The organism is Paenibacillus sp. EKM301P (assembly GCF_011800295.1).
Classification (GTDB): domain Bacteria; phylum Bacillota; class Bacilli; order Paenibacillales; family Paenibacillaceae; genus Paenibacillus; species Paenibacillus polymyxa.
In genome coordinates, this window is the sequence record NZ_JAALFM010000005.1 from 250,129 (window position 1) to 271,602 (window position 21,474).

Below are 21,474 nucleotides of genomic sequence, written 5' to 3' on the forward strand. Positions count from 1 at the left end.
TACAGATCGTAAAGGAGTGTAGATCGTGAATCAACATCAACCTCAACAAACCCCAGCAACACCCAACGAAGTAACCTCCACACTGGAAGGCTGGTACGCGCTTCACGATTTCCGGTCCATCAACTGGACGGCATGGAAAACTGCAGACGATGAAGAGCGCGCGGGAGCACTGGACGAGCTTCAAGAGTTTATGAAGGAATGGAGCGTTACCGAGGAAGCAGGTCTGGGCAGCTCAGCTGTCTATACTATAGTCGGACAAAAGGCTGATTTTGTTATGCTGCACCTGCGTGAAACGCTGGAAGACCTCAATAAATTGGAAAATGAATTCAACAAAACAACCTTCGCCAAATATACGACCAAAACGTATTCTTATGTAAGTGTGGTGGAACTGAGTAATTATTTGAGCAAGGAAGAAGATCCAATGCAAAATCCACAAATTGTCGCGCGCCTGAAGCCTGTATTAAACAAGGCACGTTATATTTGTTTCTATCCAATGAACAAGAAACGTGATCTGGATGACAACTGGTACATGCTTTCGATGGACGAGCGTCGCACCTTGATGCGCAGCCACGGTTTAATTGGACGCAGCTATGCTGGCAAAGTAAAGCAAATCATTTCAGGCTCCATCGGCTTCGACGATTGGGAGTGGGGCGTGACCCTGTTCTCCGACGACGCACTTCAATTCAAGAAGCTAATTTACGAAATGCGTTTTGATGAAGTGAGTGCCCGATACGGTGAATTCGGTTCCTTCTATGTCGGCAGCGTTTTGAATGAAGAAACATTTGAAGACATGCTGAAGCTGTAAGACGCAGACATCAACTCTTTACTGAAAAAAACCGAGGATTTCGTGAACTCCCACTTTCGGGACGACGGAATCCTTTTTTTATAAGATCTAAAACTATAATAGAAGAGAAAAGGCCCCCGCACGGGCGCCTGATACAATGTATTTTTTTTATGATTGCCCAGGTAATAAACCAAGGAATAATAGCTCAGATTATTGCATCACCGGCTCCACCACTACGGATGTATTCTCACTTTTCGCCAGCTTTCTTTTCTCCAGAGTAATCAAAATAAAGATAATAAGCAGCAAACCACTTAGTAAGACCAAAAAGCCTCCCAACTCGGGAATAAAATATTTTAAGCTCCCACCTTTGAAGCCCATACCTCTCAAAAACTTGAAATGCCAGGTCAATGGGAGAATGTTACTTACATATTGCAGCGATGGAGGCAGCATAGCCACGGGCAATTGAGCACCGCTCAGTAAAAACGAAGGCAGTATAATTAGCATGAGGCGTGAGGAAGCTTTTCCAGGATTCGCAGCATTCCACCCTAAAACCATCGCAAACAAACTCAACGTAATCGTGTATAGGAAAAATGGAATACTGAGCTGCCATACATTCGCTTCAAAGCGTAATCCCCCAATTTGCTTAAGTAAACCAATGGACAGGTAAAAGGACACACATCCTACTAACGCATACGGTAACACCCTAAGAATCAAGCTATACGAATGCTGAAGCTCCTCTTTTAATCTTCCTTGCTCCCGCAATCGCGGGACGATTGTCAGTACAGTAGCACCAATCAATGAAATCATGACCGTATTAATGAATCCCATAACCGAGGTCATCAAAGTAGCATTGGTAGGGTTATATAACAGGCGCTGCTGAAGCAGCATATTAGAAGTAAGCCCTGTAACCTGGCTGTCACTCATTCCCATGCCCTTTAATCCACCACCAGCCAGCATCGCATTTTCCGTCGCCATAATCTCTGTGACTGCCGAGCGTAGATTTCCAGTAGCCTGACCTACCGTATTATCCACATAAAAACCGATGTTGCTCTGAACTCCTTTGATCCTATTTTCCTCCAACCCAGCTGGGAGGTAAATCACCGCAAAAAACTTTTCATTATATAAGAGTAAATTCGGATCGGCTTCATTCTCTTGCACATGGCGTACATCAATATACTGCGATGCATCTAATTTATTAATAAGCTGTCGGCTATAACTGCTATGATCTAAATCGACTACAGCTATAGAGGCATCGTTAAGCTGATTATTTTTAAAAACAAATCCAAAGGCTAGTGCTACTATGATAGGAACGAGCAGCATAACAAAAACCATCTTACCGCTGATCAACAGCTTCCATTCTTCTATAAACGCCTTCATTTCGTCACAACCTCTACCGTCATTCCAGGTAATAATTCAGATGTGCGCTGAACATCCACCCGTACTTGGAAGGAGCTTATATCCGACAGACCTTTGTCCCGACTCATTCTCATGTTGGTATACTGAGGAGCAGAAGTGATGTACCTCACCTTGCCTTGGACATCTTTATCTAAAGCTACAACGTGCGAAGTCACATTTCCCCCAGCTTTAAACTGTGACATGGAATCCTCACCCACATAAATATCGTAGTATAGCTGACTGGTTTCGATAACGGCGCCCGTTGCCCCCGTAGAAACGATCTCTCCCATTTTAGGTACAATACGCGACACCTTACCATCTGTGGATGCCTTCAGCACCATACGTCCCCGCTGTAATTCCAAAGTTTTGAGTTGAACACTTAATGCCTGCTTTTGTTGAGCCAGAAGATCCACATTGTATTCGCTATTCTTAACATCTTTTCGTGTTTGCGAGGTTTGAGTCAAGGCTTCCTTGGCTTTTTCTGTTTTGATACGAGCCTGCTGGCGTTCCTCAGCCGTTGCGCCAGCCTCCATTTTATCCAAAGCAGTTTGCTGCTGAGCGATCCCATTTCTAGCAATGTCCGATTGTTTGCTAGCCGCTGTAATCTGGTTATTAGAAATTTCAACCTGATCCTTAGCTGTATCTAACACGATTTGGGCATTATCCAGTTGGTTTTTGGCGTTATCCAGTTCTGCTTTGGTTCCAGCTCCGGCATCATATAACGCTTTGATGCGCTTGTAATTCACATTAGCCAAGTCCAGAGCCTGTTGTCTGGATGATACTGTTTTTTGCGCGATTTCCGCATTCCTTTTGGCTGTCTCTACTCCTGTCAGAGCTGCGTCCAACGATTGCTGTGCTGCTTCAATAGCCAGCTTTTGTCTTAGAATATCCTCCGCACGTGTTCCTTGATTTAATAAGGACTCTCCTGCTTGCGCGGCTTGAATGTCCAATTGTCCCTGTTTTTCTGAAGTTGAAATTTTCTCCGACTGATTTTGCAGCCCGTCTTTAGCCTGTTTTATTTTCACATCAACCTGTGCGATATCCGTTTTTAATTTCTCGACTTGCAAATCAAGGTCTACAGGATCAAGAGTCATGATTACATCCCCTTTTTTCACCTGTTGTTCTTCCTTCACCTCAATCGTGTTTACTCTTCCCCCTACACCCTGAAAAGCAACATTCACGGTATCTGCCGTAAGCAGTGTGTTTTTTTGTTGGGCTGCCATACTCACAGCATCCTTGCCGCTCATTGCCATCAGCGTACCTCCAGTACCTAATGCGACAACAAGTAGCACGTACACAATGATCTTTTTATTCATTGCAACAAACTCTCCTTCATGATGATTTAACCAATGGTAGTTAAAAAATAATAGACAAAAATAAATAAGGGACCTGATAGTACGACGTCTAACTAATTAAGCCAGGAAATTGATTATTCCCGTTTTATCCGCTCAAGTCCTGAGGAAAGCTTATATAATAACGTAGCAAATAGAATATGATCCTCCTGCGTAAATTCATTCATTAACTCCGAAAAAAGCTGGATGAACATCGGAATTTTTTCCGTCATTAACTGTTTTCCTTCGTCAGTCAAGGAGATGGCGGTCATACGTCGATCCGTCAGCGTACTTCTGCGGATGATGCCGTCCCGTTCCAGCTTATCAATTACGCTGGTTACTGTTGAACGAGTAACCCCTGAATATTCAGCCAGCTCTGATGGAGTCAATGCACGTTCATGTAAAAACAATGGCACTAAAATTTTCAGGTTGCCTACAGATAACCCATATTCCGAGAGTCTGGAAGACACTCCATTGTACACTTCATGTGCTGCCTGCACGAAAAGTACGAACGTATTCAACGATTGGGAGTCCACATTTGGAAACTTTTCAGTCAATAAATTTATTCTCTTGGGATCGGCATTGATTTTAAAATCAGAATTCAACGTGAAGCTCCCCCTCTATAATTAGTAACCATACTATACGTCGTCGAATAGTTATGAGTCAATACCTTTTTTTCGTTCACCTAAATAAAAAAGGTCTCCAAGCTCCATTCAAGGAGTCATGGAAACCTTCTGACATTAGAAAAACCGCCCTTTTTTCAGTACTAGTGGAATGCCGCCAATGATGAACAGATAGCGTAGATCCACAATTTTTTTCAACTGTGCAGCCACCCAGCCTTTGATTTTTCGTTTACCTACTACGGCGACAGCTTCGCCTTTTCCAAGGGATGCAACCGTACCCTTGTTGGAGAATACGAACTTGTGAAGCTCCTTTTTGCGGAGCGTAGCGGCCAGATTCTTGGCACAAAGTACTCCTTGCTGCATTGCAATTTGGGCAGTCGGTGGATAAGGGCGGCCTTCCGGATTAAACATCAGGGAACTGTCCCCGATAATGAAAATATCATCATGACCCGGTGCACGCAGAAAATCGTCGATTTTCACCCTTCCACGCATCACTTCGAATCCGGCTTTCTCGATCAATCCGTTTCCACGGATTCCACCTGTCCAGACGACCGTGCAGGCTTCAATTTTCTCACCCTCACCGACAATTACACCATCCTGGTGGCATTCCTTAATCGGGACTCCAATACGGAAGTTAACCCCTTTACGCTTGAGGACATCCATCGCATACTCCACCAGCTCAGGATCAAACCCTGGTAATGCTGTAGGAGCTGCCTCGACGTTAATGATTTGAATTCGGTTAAAATCGATGTCGTAAGCTTTAGCCAGCTGTGGCAGACGATCTGCCAACTCCGCTACAAACTCAATGCCACTAAAACCAGCGCCCCCTACGACGAAATTTAGGCGACCTGGCTTACCGTCATTTTTATACAGGGCCAGCTGGTATTCAATATGCTCTCGAATCAGGCGCACAGAGTTAATACTACGAATCGTCAGTGCGAATTGATCCATCCCTGGAATTCCGAATGTTTCCGGCTCGCCACCTAATCCGATGACCAAATAATCGTAGGATAGCGAGCCATCCTCCAGCACGACTTTTTTCTCATTTGGTATGATTTCCTTCACTGTTCCTTTGACTAAATCCACCTTGAACTCATCGATTAGCTGCGCAATCGGAATCCTCGAATGCTCAATCGTATCCGTGCCTGCCGCAGGCATGTGAAGATGTGTCGTAATATAGTGGTAATCATGACGGTTGATTAGCGTGACAGTTGCCTCATTGTGCTTGAGCTCCTTTTGCAATTGCTGAGCCGTCAATATACCGCCATATCCGGCGCCCACAATGACAATTTTGGGAATACTGCTCATGCTTCTACCCCTTCCGATATACATAATCATTCAATATTCACAGCTTTTCTCTTAACACGGTTAACTTATACTCACCGGAAAGTCTTCATCAAATATTAATCGCTTTAACTTTGCAAGAAGAACCCAGCAGTTTATAATGATAAGCAGTGAATCATACGTTCGGCGGCTATCTGAACCTCTATGCGGCTGATTCAATATCTACAATTCATACTATCCCTTTCGGAGGTGTTTTTAGAGTGACAGCTCAATCCACAGGTGCGGAGATCCGCGATCTGATCATAATTGGAGGCGGTCCAGCCGGTATTTTCGCCGCTTTTTACGGAGGAATGCGTCAGGCATCCGTCACCTTAATTGAAAGTATGCCCCAACTGGGCGGCCAGCTTGCAGCCCTTTATCCTGAAAAATATATTTATGACGTTGCTGGCTTTCCTAAAGTGACTGCACAGGAACTGGTCAACAATTTGGTTCAACAAATGAACCATTTTAATCCAGAGGTGCAGCTAGAAGAGAAAGTCGTATCGTTAGAGAAGAAAGAAGAACGCCACTTCATCGTCAAAACAGACAAAGGTGGCGAGTATCATGGTAAAGCGGTTATTATTACCGCTGGCGTGGGTGCTTTCGAGCCACGCAGACTGGAGCTTCCAGGTGCCGATCGTTTTGAAAAAACGAACCTGCATTACTTTGTCAGCGACCTGAGCAAATTTGCAGGTCGTAAGGTGCTAATCAGTGGCGGCGGTGACTCTGCTGTAGACTGGGCCCTTATGCTGGAACCGATTGCAGAACAGGTTACATTGATTCACCGCCGTGACAAATTCCGCGCGCATGAACACAGTGTTGAGAACCTCCTCGCTTCCAAAGTAAACGTGATTACACCAACGGAAATTGCAGAATTGCATGGGGAAGATACGATTACAAAGGTCACTCTTGCTCATGTAAAAACCAAAGAAACTCAGGAAATCGAAGTGGACGATGTCATCGTTAACTTTGGATTTGTATCCACACTTGGCCCAATTGCTGAATGGGGAATTGAAATCGAAAGTAACTCCATCGTGGTCGATTCTCGTCAGGAGACGAATATTCCTGGCATTTTCGCTGCAGGAGACATCACTACCTATCCAGGCAAGCTCAAGCTGATCGCGGTTGGTTTTGGTGAAGCTCCTACAGCAGTCAACAACGCCAAGGTCTATGTAGATCCAGACGCCAAGTTGTCTCCCGGACACAGCAGTAACATGAAATTGTAGTTAATTTAGACTATGACAAAAAAGGGTATTTTACTCCAGATTTGAACCTTTGGAGTGAAATACCCTTTTTCACGGTGTGCCTATTCGTTGCAGTGATTGTCCGTAAAGTCATCCGAACCCTGAATGACTTTACAGTCGCAGTACGAGAGCTTGTCCGGTCTAATGAAGGACTACGGCTGTATTCATCTCTAGATTTCTTTTGTGAATTTCAGCCAGCAACAGTGCAATGAAGTCACATTCAAGTTTAAGCTCGATTGCCATCTGATAGGAATCCAAAAGCATTTCATCCGTCAGCATAGCCATCCTCGACACAACCTTTCCTTTTATTTCAAAATCTATTCTATCAAAATACCAAAAACGGAACAAGCGTTCTATTATCCACAGTCAATTGTGGAAATCCTGTGTATAAATTGTTGGTAAGTGTCGTTAACCCTTATATGTGACAGGGGATAATGTGGACAATATTTATACACAGAATTTTGGCGATTAAACGCAAAAAAAATTTTTTTTTATGTTTATACAAATATATTATATTTAGCATCTTGTTAATAGATTATAATGGAAACTTTTTGAAGAAAACCTGAATTTATTGAGGTCTTGTGTTTACCTCTAAAATCCATACCCGTCCATTCCAATCAAGCCCGTAATCAAATCCCAGTTGTCCGATCCCGGGAAATCTTCTTTCAAGTATAGGAATACAGTGCTGTGTAAGTTCAACGATCTCCCGCCGCTTTCGTCTAGCTAGCCGTCGCGGATATATCATTCGAAGTGCCTCTGTTCCCTTCAGCAAAGTTCCTCCTTTGCACAGATTCGTTATGACCAGTCCGGGACGAGCATGACGCGCCACCACTGCACGAAACTCCCATTTTTCCCCTTCCTTTACGACTTTGACTCGATAGTCAACAGGTCTACCTTGGATACTTGCTAGTTGAATACCTTGCTGAATGAGATACGGACGTTGGATTCGGAGCTTATTGATTCCGGCCACAAGCGCTCTAAAATGGCTGAACCGATATGTTTGTTCCATACGCGTACAGGTGTAGCCGTTCCCCTCCTTTGCCACGCGCATGACTCCGACACCTCCGCCTCCTTTTACGGGTTTTATAAACACAAAAGCATGCCGCCGTAGCATTATGCGCAATTGTTCTTCACTATATAGACAGGTTTCCGGTATATAAACGGCGGTATGTGGATGATGGAGGAGCGCCTTCGTCTTTAGCCATTTGCTTGCAAGTTGTCTCATCTAATTCTCTCCTTTCGCCGTCAGCTATACTTATACATACTCAATAGAGGTGTGCTATTCTTGGGTGATTGTCAGGATCATGTGTCTATTTCGACAAGATCATGACGAACGGTAGCATGCACTGGACAACACTGGTACAATGACAATAATCTGAATACCATTTAGAACGGAGCAGTTGAATTTGCTGCAAATTGTTTCTTTCAACAAGGAGGTCAACTCATGAATAGCAAAATTGGCATCATGGACATTGGCTCAAACTCCATACGTCTCGTGATCTATGAAATGACAGAGACAGGTGCTTATCGAATTGTGCAGGAATGCAAAGAAGCTGCCCGACTGAGCGAAAAGGTTGGGGCCAACGGCCGTATGGAACGAGAAGCAATCCGCAGCATCGCTCCATTACTACGCCAATTTATGGAAGTTTGCCGTATGCACGGGGTTGTTCGTATGCGTGCAGCAGCAACAGCGGCCATCCGCAATGCGGCCAATTCGGACGAAATTGTTCAATGGATTGCGGAAGAGACAAATTTAACATTGGAAATCCTGAGCGGGGAGCAAGAGGGCTATGCCGGTTTTCTAGGCGTAGTGAATACAATGAATGTGAGTGACGGCATTATTATTGACATCGGGGGCGGCAGTACCGAAATTACGCTGTTCCGGGATCGAACACGGCTGCATACAGTTTCATTTCCCTTTGGCGCAGTCAATATGAATTGGCGCTTTGGACGTGAGGTCAAGAATGGCGAATGGTCTCCTGGACAGATTGAAGAAATGGAGAGCTTTGTCCGTTCTTCACTGCAAAACCATGATTGGATCTTCTCCAATCCGGGTCTGCCGTTTATCGGGCTGGGTGGAACCCTCCGTACTTTGGCTAAAATCAATCAGAAACGGCGGGATTACTCGCTTCCTGTGACACACCATTACGAAATGACAATAGAAGATGTCGATTATTTTTATAGCAGTCTGCCTCATCTCCCCTATGAAAAACGCAAAAAAACAGCCGGCCTGTCCAAAGACAGAGCCGACATTATCGTACCGGGTCTCATTATATTGAAAACGATTTTTGAAGCTGCTCAAGGCTCCGCGTATTTGGTCAGTGGAGCGGGTCTGCGAGACGGCCTGTTTCATGAGCTAGTCAACGCTGAACAGCCTGTGGTGGCTAATCCGCTCATCGCGTCCATTCGCAATATCTTGTCGTTTGCTGTCCCGGTTAGCGAAGCGCATGTCAAGCGGGTTAACGAGTACGCCGTCCGGCTCTATGACACTTTAGCTGAGGGACCTTCAATCGCTATGGACAAACGCTTGTTACTGACCTCAGCAACTCTTTACAAAACAGGCGCAGCCTTGAATTACTATCACTTCCGCCAGCATTCCGTGTTCTGGATCTTGCACGCAGGCATTGGCGGCTTATCTCACCGGGAAACAGTGCTAGCCGCGCTGATCGCTGATTACCACCCCAAAAACCGGACCCCCCGCTTGCTGCGCACACATGCAGATATTTTGGAGCCTTCCGACGAAGAACGTGTACACCGGCTCGGCTCGCTGCTCCAGCTAGCAATCGGTATGGATCGTAGCGAATCCGGCATCATCTCCGGCATCCATCCCACGACAGGAGACGATGCGCTGCATATTCGCCTGGAAAGCAAGAGTGAACCGATTCTGGAGCAACGGGAGCTGGTGGCTGTCGCAAAAGATTTTCAAAAGGCCTGGAATCTTACGTTGTCGTGGTCCATTCTTCCTTCTTCCAGTTTTTAACCTTCATTGCTTCGAATTGGCTCCTGATGGGAGCCTCTTCGTTGTTTCTGGCTACAAATTGATAGCTGCCATTCGGCAGAAGCTGGCGTGCTTTTACATTATCCTTCAAGGATAAACGTAAAATATCCACTAGCATTTCTTTGATTCGGTCGTCATAAATTGGGCACATCAACTCAATCCGACGAGTCAGATTGCGAGTCATCCAATCCGCGCTGGACAAGAATAGCTCCGAATGACCTGCATTTTCAAAGTAAAACAGTCTGGAATGCTCTAGGAAACGGTCGACAATACTGATAACCCGAATGTTCTCGCTAAAGCCCTCCACTCCAGGGCGTAAACAGCAGACCCCTCGAATGATTAAATCAATCTTCACACCTGCTTGAGAAGCCGCATATAGTTCATCAATCATTTCCTGATTGGATAAAGAATTAATTTTAGCAATAATACGGGCTGGCTTGCCTGCAAGTGCTTGCTCCGCTTCCCTGCGGATCAGGTCGAACAGCTTATTTTTCATTCCCGTCGGAGCTACGGTGAAAGCTTGCGGGGTCTTGAGCGCCGAGAAGCCCGTGATTTCATTAAACAGCTCAGAGGCATCCTCACCCAGCACCGGATCCGCTGTGAATAACCCGATATCCGTATATACACGTGCCGTACTTTCATTATAGTTACCAGTTCCCACATGCACGTACCGTTTGAGCACATTACGTTCATGACGTACTATTAGAATAATTTTGGCGTGTGTTTTCAAGCCGACCAGCCCGTATACTACATGACAGCCAGCTTTTTCAAGCGTACGCGCCCAAGCAATATTACGTTCTTCGTCAAAACGCGCCTTCAGTTCGACCACTACGGTCACCTGCTTGCCCGATTCGGCTGCACGTGCCAGAGCCGGAATGAGCTTCGATTCTCCATTGACACGGTACAGGGTCATCTTAATGGCCATTACATCCGGGTCCTCTGATGCCTCAATGATAAAATCAGTTACCGCATCGAACGATTCATACGGATGGTACACGAGCACGTCCCGTTTGCGAAGTACGTTAAAGATATCCTCTTGCGGAGGCAGTTCTTCCGGATACAATGGTTTGATTGCCGGAAATTTCAGATGCGAATACCCCTCCAAATGATCGGCAAAAGACGACAAAAACGTCAGATCTAACGGCCCGTCGATCTCAAATACATGATCGAACAGCTTGAATTCGCGTTGAAGTTCCATCAGGGCAAAGGGATTAATCCCTTTTTCCACTTCCAGTCTGACCGGTGCTCCCCGCCGTCTTCGACGCAGTTCTTTTTCAATCTCTTCGAGCAAATCTTCGATCTCTTCTTCATTAATGGACAAATCAGAGTTACGCGTAACCCGAAAGGCATGAACCGCCTCGGGGATATATCCAGAAAACAACGTTTGTATATGATGCTTAATCAGTTCCTCAATTAAAATAAATGATTTCTTCTTGCTATTGGAACGTAACGGCACCGAAACGACACGCGGAATATTGGAAGGCACCTGCACAATGGCAAAAAGCGGCTTATCCTCCTCCGTATCTCCTGGACGTTTCAAGACAACTGCCAAATATACGTATTTATTATGAACCAGTGGAAAAGGACGGCTTTGATCGACCGCCATCGGTGTAAGCACCGGAAATATAATTTCATGAAAATATGCATCCAGCGCTTTGCGCTGTGTCGTATTTAAGTCATTATATTCAAGCAGCAAAAGACCTTTTTTCGTCAATAGGCGAGAAATATCACGATAGGTCCGGTATTGCTCGGATACCATCGAGACGGTACGCTTGATCAGGCGCTTGTACAAACCGGAGGGGGTATATCCCGTAAAATCCTTTTGCATAAAACCAGCCTTGATCTTCTCGCGCGTCTCTGCAACACGAACAGCCATAAACTCATCCAAATTGCTGGACACAATTGCTAAGAATTTGGCTCTCTCCAGCAACGGTGTATCTGCATCCTGAGCCTCCTGGAGCACACGACGATTAAATTCAATCCAGCTTAAATCTCGGTTAAAGTAACGTTCTGACCCGGCTTTATCCTTCTTCTGACTCTCTATCAACATATGGCCTCCATCAATTTCATGCAGTATAGTTACCCTTTATTGTACTATTAGATGAAACGCACTAGCATCACAGAAGTGTAAACGCAATGTAAAATGTGTGTAAACACACAATGGATGTTGAAAAGGTCAAACGGATGCTTTACAAAAATAGCATTAAGCGGTACAGTGTTTACGTCTGTTTCATAGAGTAGAATGACGAACCGTACCTTTTTCAGTTGATTAAGTTCATTATGATGTGTAATAACCACTTAGTAGCCACGTTCAATTGCTGATTTTCAAATGGCATGATATAGGGAGGATTTACATTATGGAACCCAAGAAAACGCCACGCGTACTGCAAAAAAACATCGAATTTTTTACCGCGGCGCTGTCTCAACACCTCGTTTCGGTCTGGCAAGAAGACCCTGCGGGCGTATACTGTGAGATAGGCTGTGGTTATATCGAATTGTTCAGTAGCGAGATGATTCGGGTGCGCAATCAGGATGGGACCCCAAGCCATTATGACCGCAATATCACCATGTTTCAGCTAATCACGAAGGATCAGCCGATATAATTATTATATGCTATGTCTGCGCTGTTCTTCCAGATTAGAATGGTTATATGTTTAATCTACCAATTTTCATATCTGTTGAATCTTGCAGTTTTCTCCGAAAAAGCGCCATAGAGCGCTTTTTTTGTCGACTTTTTTTGAACATCGTTTGGAAAAGCAGTATGATAAGAAAGCATATTACCTAAATTTAAAGGGGAATCAACCGATGGAGCATACAACATCAGATGGGCGCATCCTGGTCATGACCGCGGTTGAAGGCGAACGGGAGGCTGTGCTGCGCGGCCTGAAAGGCGACACTCGCTTTGTGGTCGAGCTGGCTGGTGTAGGCGCTCCGTCCGCAGCGGCTTCAACCGCGCTGGCACTGGCCACTGGCGGCTACCGTCTGGTCATTAGCGCCGGAATTGGGGGCGGCTTCGTGGAGGTCGCTGCACTGGAGAGCGTCGTCGTTGCTGACGCGATTATTGCCGCCGACTTAGGGGCAGAGACGGCAGAGGGCTTCAGCAGCGTGGACGAGCTGGGTTTTGGCTCCAGCCGCATTGCCGTGAACGCTGCCACCGCGCAGCGATTCGTTCAGGCGTTGCGTGACGCTGGCCAGACGGCCGTCGCCGGACCGATTCTGACCGTCTCGACGGCCACCGGCACAGCGGCTACAGCGGAACGCCTAGCCAAACGCGTTCCCGGCGCTGCTGCCGAAGCGATGGAGGGTTACGGCGTAGCCGTGGCGGCCAACAGGTTCGAGCTGCCGATGATGGAGATTCGCACGATTTCCAATGCTGTTGGTCCACGTGACCGTGCAGCCTGGCGAATCAAAGAGGCTTTGCAAGCGTTGGAAGCCGCATTTTCTACATTAACGGAGGTTATATAGATGCAAATTGCTTTTTCACCTTGTCCTAACGACACTTTTGTCTTCCATGCCTTGGCGCATGGATTGATTCCGGGCGCACCCGCGCTGGACATTACATTCGCCGATATCGACATCACCAACAATCTGGCGATCACACCAGACGGACTTGATATCATGAAAATTTCGTACGCTGCACTTCCTTGGGTGCTGGATGAATACGCCCTGCTGCCTTGTGGTGGTGCACTGGGCCGGGGCTGTGGACCGCTCGTGCTGACTAAGGAAGGTTCCACCGTCGAAGGTCCGGAAGCCCTATCCGGCAAGCGTGTAGCTGTTCCAAGTGAACGTTCCACTGCTTATCTGCTGTTCCGACTATGGGCGGCCAAACATGTGCCTGGGGGTGTCGGCGAGATCGTCGTGATGCCGTTCGACCAAATTATGCCTGCTGTCCGTGACGGAGAGATAGATGCAGGATTGGTGATTCATGAAGCACGCTTCACATATCCGTCCTATGGACTTAGCAAGCAAGTTGACCTAGGGAACTGGTGGGAAGAAGATACAGGACTGCCGATCCCGCTCGGAGCTATTATTGCCCGTCGTACGCTGGATCTGGATGCGATCACCAACTGGATACGTGCCTCTGTCGAATATGCTTGGAAACATCCCGAAGCTTCGCGTGAATATGTATTGTCTCATGCGCAAGAGCTATCACCCGATGTCGCCCAATCGCATATCGACCTGTACGTGAACGATTTTACCGCCAATTTGGGCGACAGCGGTTATGCCGCCATTGAAGCCTTACTCGGTCGCGCTGCGCAGGAAGGGCTGGTGCCTCCGTTTGATTTAGCCAAACTGCGCCTTACGTCCACAACAACACGCTAAAAGGTGCAGACATGCCATGCATGTTATCTCCTAAATAGAGCAGCTTAAGCATATAAAACCTCCCGAACGAGCACATTGCCTAGCCATGCGCCCCATTCGGGAGGTTTTATGATTTCATAATGCAAATTCTCATTGGGTCTCGCTTATTCTTAGCTCTGTTCTTGCTCCACGACCTCGGTCTTAAACACGTTATCCAGTTTGGTACCCAATCGTTTGACCAGCGGCACCTTGATATCCCGACTCAGCTCTTTGAAAAAAGCGTCCATGTCACAATTAATCTTATCCAGCACGACCTTCACGGTGCCCTCTTCCAAAATCTGCTCGTTCAGATCCTCAGGTACCGTAACCGAGATATCATACTTCTTGCATAACGTTTTAATGTAGCGGCTAAAGATTTCGATAAGCTCCTCATTGTTGAACTTCTCAACTGCAACTTGCCCTTTGTTCGTAAATTTCAAATTCACTCTCACGTTAGCATTTCCCCTTTTCCTTTTGACCATTTATTTTGGATAAACGTTGAACCATTCAGAGGCTCTTCAAAGAAAGGGCCTTACCGGTCGTTTTAGACTCTTGTCCTTTGATATACTAAGTATAACACATTAAGTCCGTTTTCATTTCCCAACTTGTCGTTTTATGATAAAAAATGATACATTTTGCGCATTTTCAGCATAATTTCTTTCTTTTCATGCCAATCATTAGGAATAGTTTATACACAAATACACAAGAAAACGCCTATCTCGCAAAAGAAAGACGTCTCCGTGTAGATGCTTAAGCAGTATGCATTTATAAAGGCTTCGTACATTCCCAACCGTGTGAACGATACTCACGCACAGCATCTCGTATATCCTCAATATCATCTGTATGCAGCAAAATCGCAGGTAGAATTACCCAGTACTCATTCTCCGCTAGATCAATAAATACGTCCTCGACATCATAATATTGCATATCGCCAAATGCCGTATCCCTGATTTTCTGTCCAACCAAAGGTGTAAAAGGGGAATCAAATGTTTTCATCACCTTCGTATATTCCTTCACACCCGTTGCCGAGATTTGCTGTGAAATAATGACACTCAATGGTGTTACCTCCCTGACCTAATAATGCTCATTATAACCTTCTCTCAGACCTTCTACAAAACCATGCGCGAAAAAAATCATAAAAATCAATAGGCCAATGCCAATGGCAACGGAGCTGATAACGATAATCAGGATGCCTTGCGTGTTTCTTTGTTCCATCTTTCTAGTCAAAATTCCGAAAACAAGACCTATAAGCCCAAACAAGCCTCCAATGACAAAAAAACTAAATACGAACCCCAAACCTGAAAAAATCCAACCAAATAGAGCGAGCACCCAGCCCTGCGGCTGCGGCTCACTCTGTTTCATCTGCCAGCGTTCCCTCGCTGTAGGTGTGTACCTGTCCATATCCTAGCTCCCCCGCTCAATTTGTATACTTAAGACAAAAATCTGTAAAGTCCAGCATCGGATTAACGTTAGGTTCCTCCTATTGCTGACCAGTGAGCTTAAAAGTGCCGCCTTCCCGCTTACCAAGCGGATAATTTTGAACCGTCATTTCCACCTTCGTATTCTTATCCCATACCGGAAGCTTGTCAGATGTACTGTACTCCTTCATAGCTATGTCGATCACTTCCTCTGCCTTCTTCGTCAATGCAGCAGAAGACATATTATATTTGCCATAACCTTGATAAGCACCGCCAAAACCGAGATTAGGTTGGTTGTTCACATTCAGTAGCACACCCTTCAACTTGCCATCCTCTGCCACATCAAAAGTCACTTTTTCCAATACAAAATCATCTGTAACGACAGATGTCTGCTCTAACAGATGCGTTATGGATGACAGGTTGGCTGCTAATTTAACTTTTCCAAGTAGGGCCTCTGTATCATTTTGTTGCTTGGTTAAGGCTTGTGTTGTCTGTTTTAGCGATGCATTCGCTATAGTTAAAGAATTGACCTTCGTATTCAGATTATAATTCCATACCGCCAAGGCTATACAGCCTAGTACAGCTACTCCAGAAATGACCGTTGCTACAACTGCCAGCTTACGAATAGGCTGTGGTTGTGGCTCCACAGACTGAGTATGACCGCTTAACTCTCCCATACCAAACTTCCTCTCTATTTATATAGTCATATTTTACTATTCCGCTCTCTGATATTCTAGTATATTTTTCCTAATTCTATATTTTCTAAGCATTTGTACAGGAATTCGTTTCATTAGCCTTCGAGCTTTGGTTCGCTCGCTTTCCGGGAGAAGCTGTATTTACCAAATACACACTACCTGCAATCAGTACCAACCCCACTACAAATGTGAAAGTGAGGGACTCTCTGAGCATGACCATACTAAAGAGTGTGGATAGCACCGGAATCATAAACGTATATGAGCCGACGGTTCCTGCATCCCCATTGTCGATTAGCTTAAAATAAATCATCCAGCCCATCGCAATCACGAATACTGAAATAAACAATAGAATCGCGATAAAGGAGGCTGTCCAGTGGATATCGCTCCATTTTTCGGTCGTAAACCCAATCCCGTTGAGTATGATCCCTCCCAAAATGAGTTGCATCGTCACCGCCCAAATGGAGTCCAGTTGTTTGCTTTTTTTCTTCATATAAATCGTTCCGAGCGCCCAGCACAGTCCCGAGGCTAGCCCCAACACAATGCCCAGCACAGACAAATGACCTGCCATTCCGCCTGAGCTAATCACGATCACTCCGCCAAAACCGAGTACCAGTCCAATGACCTTCAGAGGAAACATACGCTCTCCCAACCACAGCCAGGAGAATAATCCCAACAAGATCGGTTGAAGGAATACCAAAGTGGAAAATAACCCAGCAGGCAAATAACGCAGTCCTACCGTCTGCAAGCCATAGTAGCCTGCAATATTAAATATAGCCAGCACAAGATATGTCCACGCATTTTGTCTAAGGCGTAAGGTTTTCCGATTACGCATAGCGAACAACAGCAGAATCACACCACCCAGCAGCGTGCGGATTCCTGAAAAAAATATCGGCGGCGTATCTGGCAAGGCCAGCTTGGTCAACGGCCAGTTGATCCCCCATACCATCACTAATATCAAGACAAGCCACAACGTAGCTTTAGGCGTTAATTTTTTCATAGATGTCTCTCTCCTTAGAATTTCATTGCGCATTGCTTACGACTAAAATCTGAACAGCCGTTTGCAAAGTTTTGCTTTACTAGCTTATACTGTGGTCACTAATAAATAAAATGAATGTTTTCAATAAGGGAGATAACTTTTCACTTATGACTATTACTCAGATTATGATCTTTGTTCGCGTAGCTGAAACACTAAACTTTACCCAAACTGCCCATGAGCTGCATATGACGCAACCTGCGGTCAGCCATGCCATCGCCAGTATCGAGAACGAGCTCGATGTCCAGCTATTGCTGCGCGATCGAAAAAAAGGCGTGCTCCTGACAGATATTGGACACAAAGTACTACTGCAATTTCGCATGATGCTGCAAAGCATGGAAAAAGTGCAGCAGCAGGTGGCCGCTGAAAAAGGCTTAGATGTGGGTACGATCACGATTGGTGCCTTTCCTTCTGCCTCGGCCTATTTTCTGCCCCCGATTATTGATCATATTCGTCAGCACTATCCGAACCTTGTTTTCGATTTACACGAAGGTTCCACGAATGAAGTCAAGGAGTGGGTACATACCAGAGAAATTGAAGCGGGAATCATCCTGTTGCCAGACTCTGAGGTAGATGTAATCCCCTTATGTCAGGATGACATGGTTATTCTGCTGCCTGACGGTCACCCTTTTCAATCGCACGACAAAATCGCCATCCGAGACTTGAATCAACAGGAGATGATCTTTTGTAAAGGTGGACACGAGGTCGCCATTATGGAAGGTTTTGAACGTGAGCAGAGTCAGTTGCAGGCACAATTCATTACTCACAATATCAGCACCCTCGTCAGCATGGTCCGACAAGGACTAGGTATGGGCATTGTCTCTTCACTCGCCTTATCCACGTTCCCCCATGATCTGACCGTCAAGGAAACCACGCCTCTGATCACGCGTCAAATCGGTATCGCTATCCCCTCTCTACACAATGCTTCACTTGCTGTACAGTTATTTGTGCGTACTGCGCAGGAGCTGTTTACTGATTTGAAGCAATAGGGCATATGTGCAGAATTATCGAATCATCGAACAAGAGGAAAAGTTGCGTAAAAGCAATGTAGCTAGTGATGTGAAGATCTTGAATGAGCTTATTCATAATAAGCTTATATTCGTGAATCACTTTGGACAGGTGTTGAACAATATAGATGGGGCGTTGAAGATCATTTTAGGGCATTGTAGCACGGTAAAATTAGATTAGTCGCGAATCCGCCATGGATACGAAATCTGACTAAGGCAGGTAGGCAGCCACGGCAAGAATCTTCATGTTTAGACCAAATGACACGGCGTAAGTGAAAGAGCGCTAGCCTTTTTAGGGATAGCGCTCTTCCTTTTTACAATCTTGTTAAATCACTTCTTGGTTGTGGCATCGTACAAACGCTGTAAAACAGTAACAGCTTCGGCCCGTGTGACCTGCGTTCTTGGGTGAAGGTATCCATTGTCAGCGGTAAAGACGCCCATCTTGGTAAGGGTGTAGAATGCTTCTGCCTTTTGATCCTGGAAATCTCCATCATAGGAGTACTCTTCTCCCGTTTGGTCGATGTACAGTACCGGATAGTAGGCAGAGAAATTGTCTTTGTAATTTGCCTTACGAACTTTGATATCGTTGTACTGCGCAGCTGAGGAAATGACTTCGGCAATCTCAGGATGAAGAGTCTGATTAGTATAGTCTGTTCGAACTGAAGCAATCATCATCATATCCCACCGGGTCAGCGGTTTGTCGGGCTTGACATAGAATTGATAGTTTGGATAATCGGCCCCTACACTTTCAGCAAACGGCCAAACATAATCTCCATTGAATATGGCTGCAAAATCTTTATTCGCCCAGTGCTTGCGCGCATCCACAAACTCTGAAGATTTACCAGCTGAATAATTGATTTCTGGAAAAAGTTTATGAAACATATGGACAAATTCCGCTTTTGTTATGGTTTTGCCTGGCTTGAATGTCCCATCCTTATAGCCGCTGACAACACCTTTGTCGACCATCGAACGAATGGATTCGGCAGCCCATTCATATTTTGTACCGTCCACATCAGGAAACGTATTTGCCGCCAGTGCGGATTGACTAAAAAACAGAACCATCGCAACCATAGGGGTAATGAGCCATTTCTTTTTCAACATCTTTTTTCCACTTCCTTTAGGTAAATTTACGTAGAAAATAGTTCTCTAGACTCAATGTTATATCGGTATTTCCTATGCAAAAGATGAACATAAACAAAAAACACTGCTTAACAGGTTGTAACGGGCTTAGCTATCCTCTTTAAACAACACAAAAACGACCTTCGCAACGAGTAAAATTCGTCACAAAGGCCGTTATCCGTAACCTAAATGTATGTCTTTAGGATAATTCAGACCACCACTCGAAAAATTAACAAGGTTCTTCGCTTGGTTTCCCTGCATCTGTAGCTGTACGGAAGCTTGAACCGCAGCCGCATGTAGCTACAGCATTCGGATTATGAATCGTGAAACCGCCAGACATACCAGACTCTTCAAAGTCGATTTCCAGACCGTCCAGATAGCGGATACTATCCTTTTCCACGACTACTTTCATATCCTGTACATTCATATATATATCCTGATCCGTCTCGTTGTCGTCAAAGCCCATGGCGTACGAAAATCCGGTACATCCACCTGGCGTAACACCCAGACGTAAAAACATATTCGGCGTTTCCTGCTGCTCCAGCATTTCTTTCAGGCGTTCAGCAGCGGAATCGGTGATGTTAATCATAGCTCCATCCTCCTCTTTTACTTCATGCTCCCCTTCAGTATACTCTCTTATTTGCAGGTGCTCAAGTCATGGAATGTCCTTCCGTTACAGGCTTAAACACCTCTTTTTCTACTCGTTTGTATTGAACACCAGTGGTGTGAGGTTTATAATAGGTGAAGAGTGTGTTAAAGAAACTGTCGGAAATTTGTCATTTCAAAGGCGAAATTATGAGACATCCATCATTGTAGCCTGGCATTGTAACATTTTTCACATATCGTATATCCGCGCTGCCGTATTTTACCGACGGAACGGGACATCCTGTGCGCATCAAGCGCTTGTGCCGCTAATTCGGCGGACAGCCTCGCACAGAGCAACTTGAAGGAGGAATAGGCATGTCCACATTAGTTACACCTTTTACAGACCGCAGAATGGCGGAAATTGTAGAAAAGGTACAAAACGGGATTCGTTTGAACCTCGAAGATGGTATATATTTGTATGAAACTGACGATATTCTCACACTGGGCCAGTTGGCTAACGAAGCTAATTTACGCAAGAATGGTAAAAAGGTTTATTTTATCGAAAACATGAGCCTGTACTTCACCAATGTATGCGAAGCGCGCTGCGCGTTCTGCAATTTCCGCAAGGATCAGGGGGAGGAAGGCTCTTATACGTTGTCTGGGCAGGAAATGATTGATTATGTAGAGCAACATATCCATCCAGGCGTAAGAGAATTCCATATCGTCGGCGGTCATAATAATCATGTGCCTTTCCAGTACTATGTAGATTCATTGAAGGCACTGAATGAAAAGTATCCCAACGTTACACTGAAAGCATACACTGCAGCGGAAATTGACTTTTTTACACGCATAAGCGGTTTGAGTGTTAAAGAAGTTCTTCAAGAGCTGCAAAAGGCAGGACTTCAATCTCTGACTGGTGGTGGCGCGGAAATCTTATCTGATGAATATCGGAAGAAGATGCGTGTTACCAAAGCCAATGTGGACCGCTATCTTGAAGTACATCGTACGGCCCACAATCTCGGTATGAAAACTCATACGACGATGCTGTACGGTTCAGTCGAAACTTATCAGGATCGTATTGAGCACATGCTGCAAATTCGTGAATTGCAGGATGAAACAAATGGATTTATGGTATTTATCCCACTGTCCATGCAGCCGAAAAGCAAAAACGCCAACATCATGCGCCGCAACTCTGCTTACGAGGATCTCAAAACCATTGCGATCAGCCGTTTGATGCTGGACAATATCGACCATGTTAAAGCTTACTTCATTAATATTGGTCCGCAATTGACGCAGGTCGCTCTTACCTTTGGCGCATCTGATGTCCATGGCACGATTGTGCGCGAGCAGATCAGCCATGCCGCAGGTGCGTTGACTCCTGCCGGATTGACCCGCAAAGAGCTAATCTGGCTGGTCAAAGGTGCTGGACGCATACCTGTAGAACGTGACACCTTCTATAACGAAATCGAAGTTTTCGAATAAGTGTAACATCGGATTCAGATTTCCCGCGTGCATTTTATCCCCATTACTCACACCAAGCAGCCTCAAGCTGCCCCGGAACACGTCGGTCTGTCTGCT

Annotated in this window: 22 protein-coding genes; 8 read left to right on the plus strand and 14 right to left on the minus strand. The window is 45.4% G+C overall.

What is annotated here, in order from left to right:
• Positions 1 to 25 precede the first annotated feature (25 nt).
• Positions 26 to 805, plus strand: a complete 780-nt coding sequence (gene hemQ, locus HFD99_RS15075) for a hydrogen peroxide-dependent heme synthase (RefSeq protein ID WP_013372883.1) — start codon at positions 26 to 28, stop codon at positions 803 to 805.
• 189 nt (positions 806 to 994) lie between these two features.
• On the opposite strand, the gene HFD99_RS15080 is transcribed toward hemQ, so the two are convergent.
• The 4 genes from HFD99_RS15080 to HFD99_RS15095 all read right to left on the minus strand — a co-directional run bounded on the left by HFD99_RS15080 (position 995) and on the right by HFD99_RS15095 (position 5,441).
• A complete protein-coding gene (locus tag HFD99_RS15080) occupies positions 995 to 2,161 on the minus strand; it encodes an ABC transporter permease (RefSeq protein ID WP_167440945.1) in 1,167 nt (388 codons plus the stop codon).
• A complete protein-coding gene (locus HFD99_RS15085; protein ID WP_167440946.1) occupies positions 2,158 to 3,495 on the minus strand; it encodes an HlyD family secretion protein in 1,338 nt (445 codons plus the stop codon). The genes HFD99_RS15080 and HFD99_RS15085 overlap by 4 nt, the downstream gene beginning before the upstream one ends.
• Before the next feature lie 113 nt (positions 3,496 to 3,608).
• Positions 3,609 to 4,115 (minus strand): MarR family winged helix-turn-helix transcriptional regulator, encoded by a 507-nt coding sequence (locus HFD99_RS15090; RefSeq protein WP_016820028.1) that lies wholly within the window; start codon positions 4,113 to 4,115, stop codon positions 3,609 to 3,611.
• A gap of 135 nt (positions 4,116 to 4,250) precedes the next feature.
• On the minus strand, positions 4,251 to 5,441 hold the full coding sequence (locus tag HFD99_RS15095) for an NAD(P)/FAD-dependent oxidoreductase (protein ID WP_123797612.1): 1,191 nt from the start codon (positions 5,439 to 5,441) through the stop codon (positions 4,251 to 4,253).
• Positions 5,442 to 5,677: 236 nt separating this feature from the next.
• Here HFD99_RS15095 and HFD99_RS15100 point away from each other — a divergent pair, with 236 nt between their 5' ends.
• A complete protein-coding gene (locus HFD99_RS15100) occupies positions 5,678 to 6,682 on the plus strand; it encodes an NAD(P)/FAD-dependent oxidoreductase (protein WP_016820026.1) in 1,005 nt (334 codons plus the stop codon).
• A gap of 159 nt (positions 6,683 to 6,841) precedes the next feature.
• Here the strand turns inward: HFD99_RS15100 and sda are convergent, their stop codons facing one another.
• The gene (sda, locus tag HFD99_RS15105) at positions 6,842 to 6,985 is read right to left on the minus strand and encodes a sporulation histidine kinase inhibitor Sda (protein ID WP_007431918.1); all 144 of its coding nucleotides are present in this window, start codon (positions 6,983 to 6,985) and stop codon (positions 6,842 to 6,844) included.
• A gap of 283 nt (positions 6,986 to 7,268) precedes the next feature.
• Positions 7,269 to 7,925, minus strand: coding sequence for a YheC/YheD family protein (locus HFD99_RS15110; RefSeq protein ID WP_107734717.1), 657 nt, complete (start codon positions 7,923 to 7,925; stop codon positions 7,269 to 7,271).
• 219 nt (positions 7,926 to 8,144) lie between these two features.
• Here HFD99_RS15110 and HFD99_RS15115 point away from each other — a divergent pair, with 219 nt between their 5' ends.
• Positions 8,145 to 9,680: a Ppx/GppA phosphatase family protein gene (locus HFD99_RS15115; protein WP_123797613.1), complete on the plus strand. Its 1,536-nt coding sequence runs from the start codon at positions 8,145 to 8,147 to the stop codon at positions 9,678 to 9,680.
• Here HFD99_RS15115 and ppk1 read toward each other — a convergent pair.
• Entirely contained in the window at positions 9,640 to 11,748 is a 2,109-nt protein-coding gene (gene ppk1 / locus HFD99_RS15120) for a polyphosphate kinase 1 (protein WP_123797614.1), read from the minus strand. The genes HFD99_RS15115 and ppk1 overlap by 41 nt on opposite strands.
• 307 nt (positions 11,749 to 12,055) lie before the next feature.
• Here ppk1 and HFD99_RS15125 point away from each other — a divergent pair, with 307 nt between their 5' ends.
• From HFD99_RS15125 to HFD99_RS15135, 3 genes are all read left to right on the plus strand, one after another.
• A complete protein-coding gene (locus HFD99_RS15125) occupies positions 12,056 to 12,301 on the plus strand; it encodes a hypothetical protein (protein ID WP_016820022.1) in 246 nt (81 codons plus the stop codon).
• Positions 12,302 to 12,503: 202 nt separating this feature from the next.
• Positions 12,504 to 13,163, plus strand: coding sequence for a futalosine hydrolase (locus tag HFD99_RS15130; RefSeq protein WP_123797651.1), 660 nt, complete (start codon positions 12,504 to 12,506; stop codon positions 13,161 to 13,163).
• The gene (locus tag HFD99_RS15135; RefSeq protein WP_123797615.1) at positions 13,164 to 14,021 is read left to right on the plus strand and encodes a 1,4-dihydroxy-6-naphthoate synthase; all 858 of its coding nucleotides are present in this window, start codon (positions 13,164 to 13,166) and stop codon (positions 14,019 to 14,021) included.
• A 149-nt stretch (positions 14,022 to 14,170) separates the two neighbouring features.
• On the opposite strand, the gene HFD99_RS15140 is transcribed toward HFD99_RS15135, so the two are convergent.
• The 5 genes from HFD99_RS15140 to HFD99_RS15160 form a co-directional block, all read right to left on the minus strand.
• Positions 14,171 to 14,491, minus strand: a complete 321-nt coding sequence (locus tag HFD99_RS15140; protein ID WP_013372898.1) for a hypothetical protein — start codon at positions 14,489 to 14,491, stop codon at positions 14,171 to 14,173.
• Between the two features lie 313 nt (positions 14,492 to 14,804).
• Positions 14,805 to 15,095, minus strand: coding sequence for a hypothetical protein (locus HFD99_RS15145; protein WP_019688524.1), 291 nt, complete (start codon positions 15,093 to 15,095; stop codon positions 14,805 to 14,807).
• An 18-nt stretch (positions 15,096 to 15,113) separates the two neighbouring features.
• Positions 15,114 to 15,440, minus strand: a complete 327-nt coding sequence (locus tag HFD99_RS15150; protein ID WP_016820018.1) for a hypothetical protein — start codon at positions 15,438 to 15,440, stop codon at positions 15,114 to 15,116.
• Positions 15,441 to 15,519: 79 nt separating this feature from the next.
• Entirely contained in the window at positions 15,520 to 16,134 is a 615-nt protein-coding gene (locus HFD99_RS15155; protein WP_123797616.1) for a hypothetical protein, read from the minus strand.
• A gap of 85 nt (positions 16,135 to 16,219) precedes the next feature.
• Positions 16,220 to 17,149, minus strand: coding sequence for a DMT family transporter (locus HFD99_RS15160; protein WP_016820016.1), 930 nt, complete (start codon positions 17,147 to 17,149; stop codon positions 16,220 to 16,222).
• Between the two features lie 146 nt (positions 17,150 to 17,295).
• On the opposite strand from HFD99_RS15160, the gene HFD99_RS15165 reads away from it, so the two are divergent.
• Positions 17,296 to 18,174, plus strand: a complete 879-nt coding sequence (locus tag HFD99_RS15165) for a LysR family transcriptional regulator (protein ID WP_016820015.1) — start codon at positions 17,296 to 17,298, stop codon at positions 18,172 to 18,174.
• A gap of 348 nt (positions 18,175 to 18,522) precedes the next feature.
• On the opposite strand, the gene HFD99_RS15170 is transcribed toward HFD99_RS15165, so the two are convergent.
• Both HFD99_RS15170 and HFD99_RS15175 read right to left on the minus strand, forming a co-directional pair.
• Positions 18,523 to 19,293 carry an S-layer homology domain-containing protein gene (locus tag HFD99_RS15170; protein ID WP_123797618.1) on the minus strand — a complete coding sequence of 257 codons (771 nt, stop codon included), beginning with the start codon at positions 19,291 to 19,293 and terminating at the stop codon, positions 18,523 to 18,525.
• A 247-nt stretch (positions 19,294 to 19,540) separates the two neighbouring features.
• Entirely contained in the window at positions 19,541 to 19,900 is a 360-nt protein-coding gene (locus HFD99_RS15175; RefSeq protein WP_016820013.1) for a HesB/IscA family protein, read from the minus strand.
• 371 nt (positions 19,901 to 20,271) lie between these two features.
• Here HFD99_RS15175 and mqnE point away from each other — a divergent pair, with 371 nt between their 5' ends.
• A complete protein-coding gene (gene mqnE / locus HFD99_RS15180; protein WP_016820012.1) occupies positions 20,272 to 21,378 on the plus strand; it encodes an aminofutalosine synthase MqnE in 1,107 nt (368 codons plus the stop codon).
• The last annotated feature ends 96 nt before the right edge of the window (positions 21,379 to 21,474 follow it).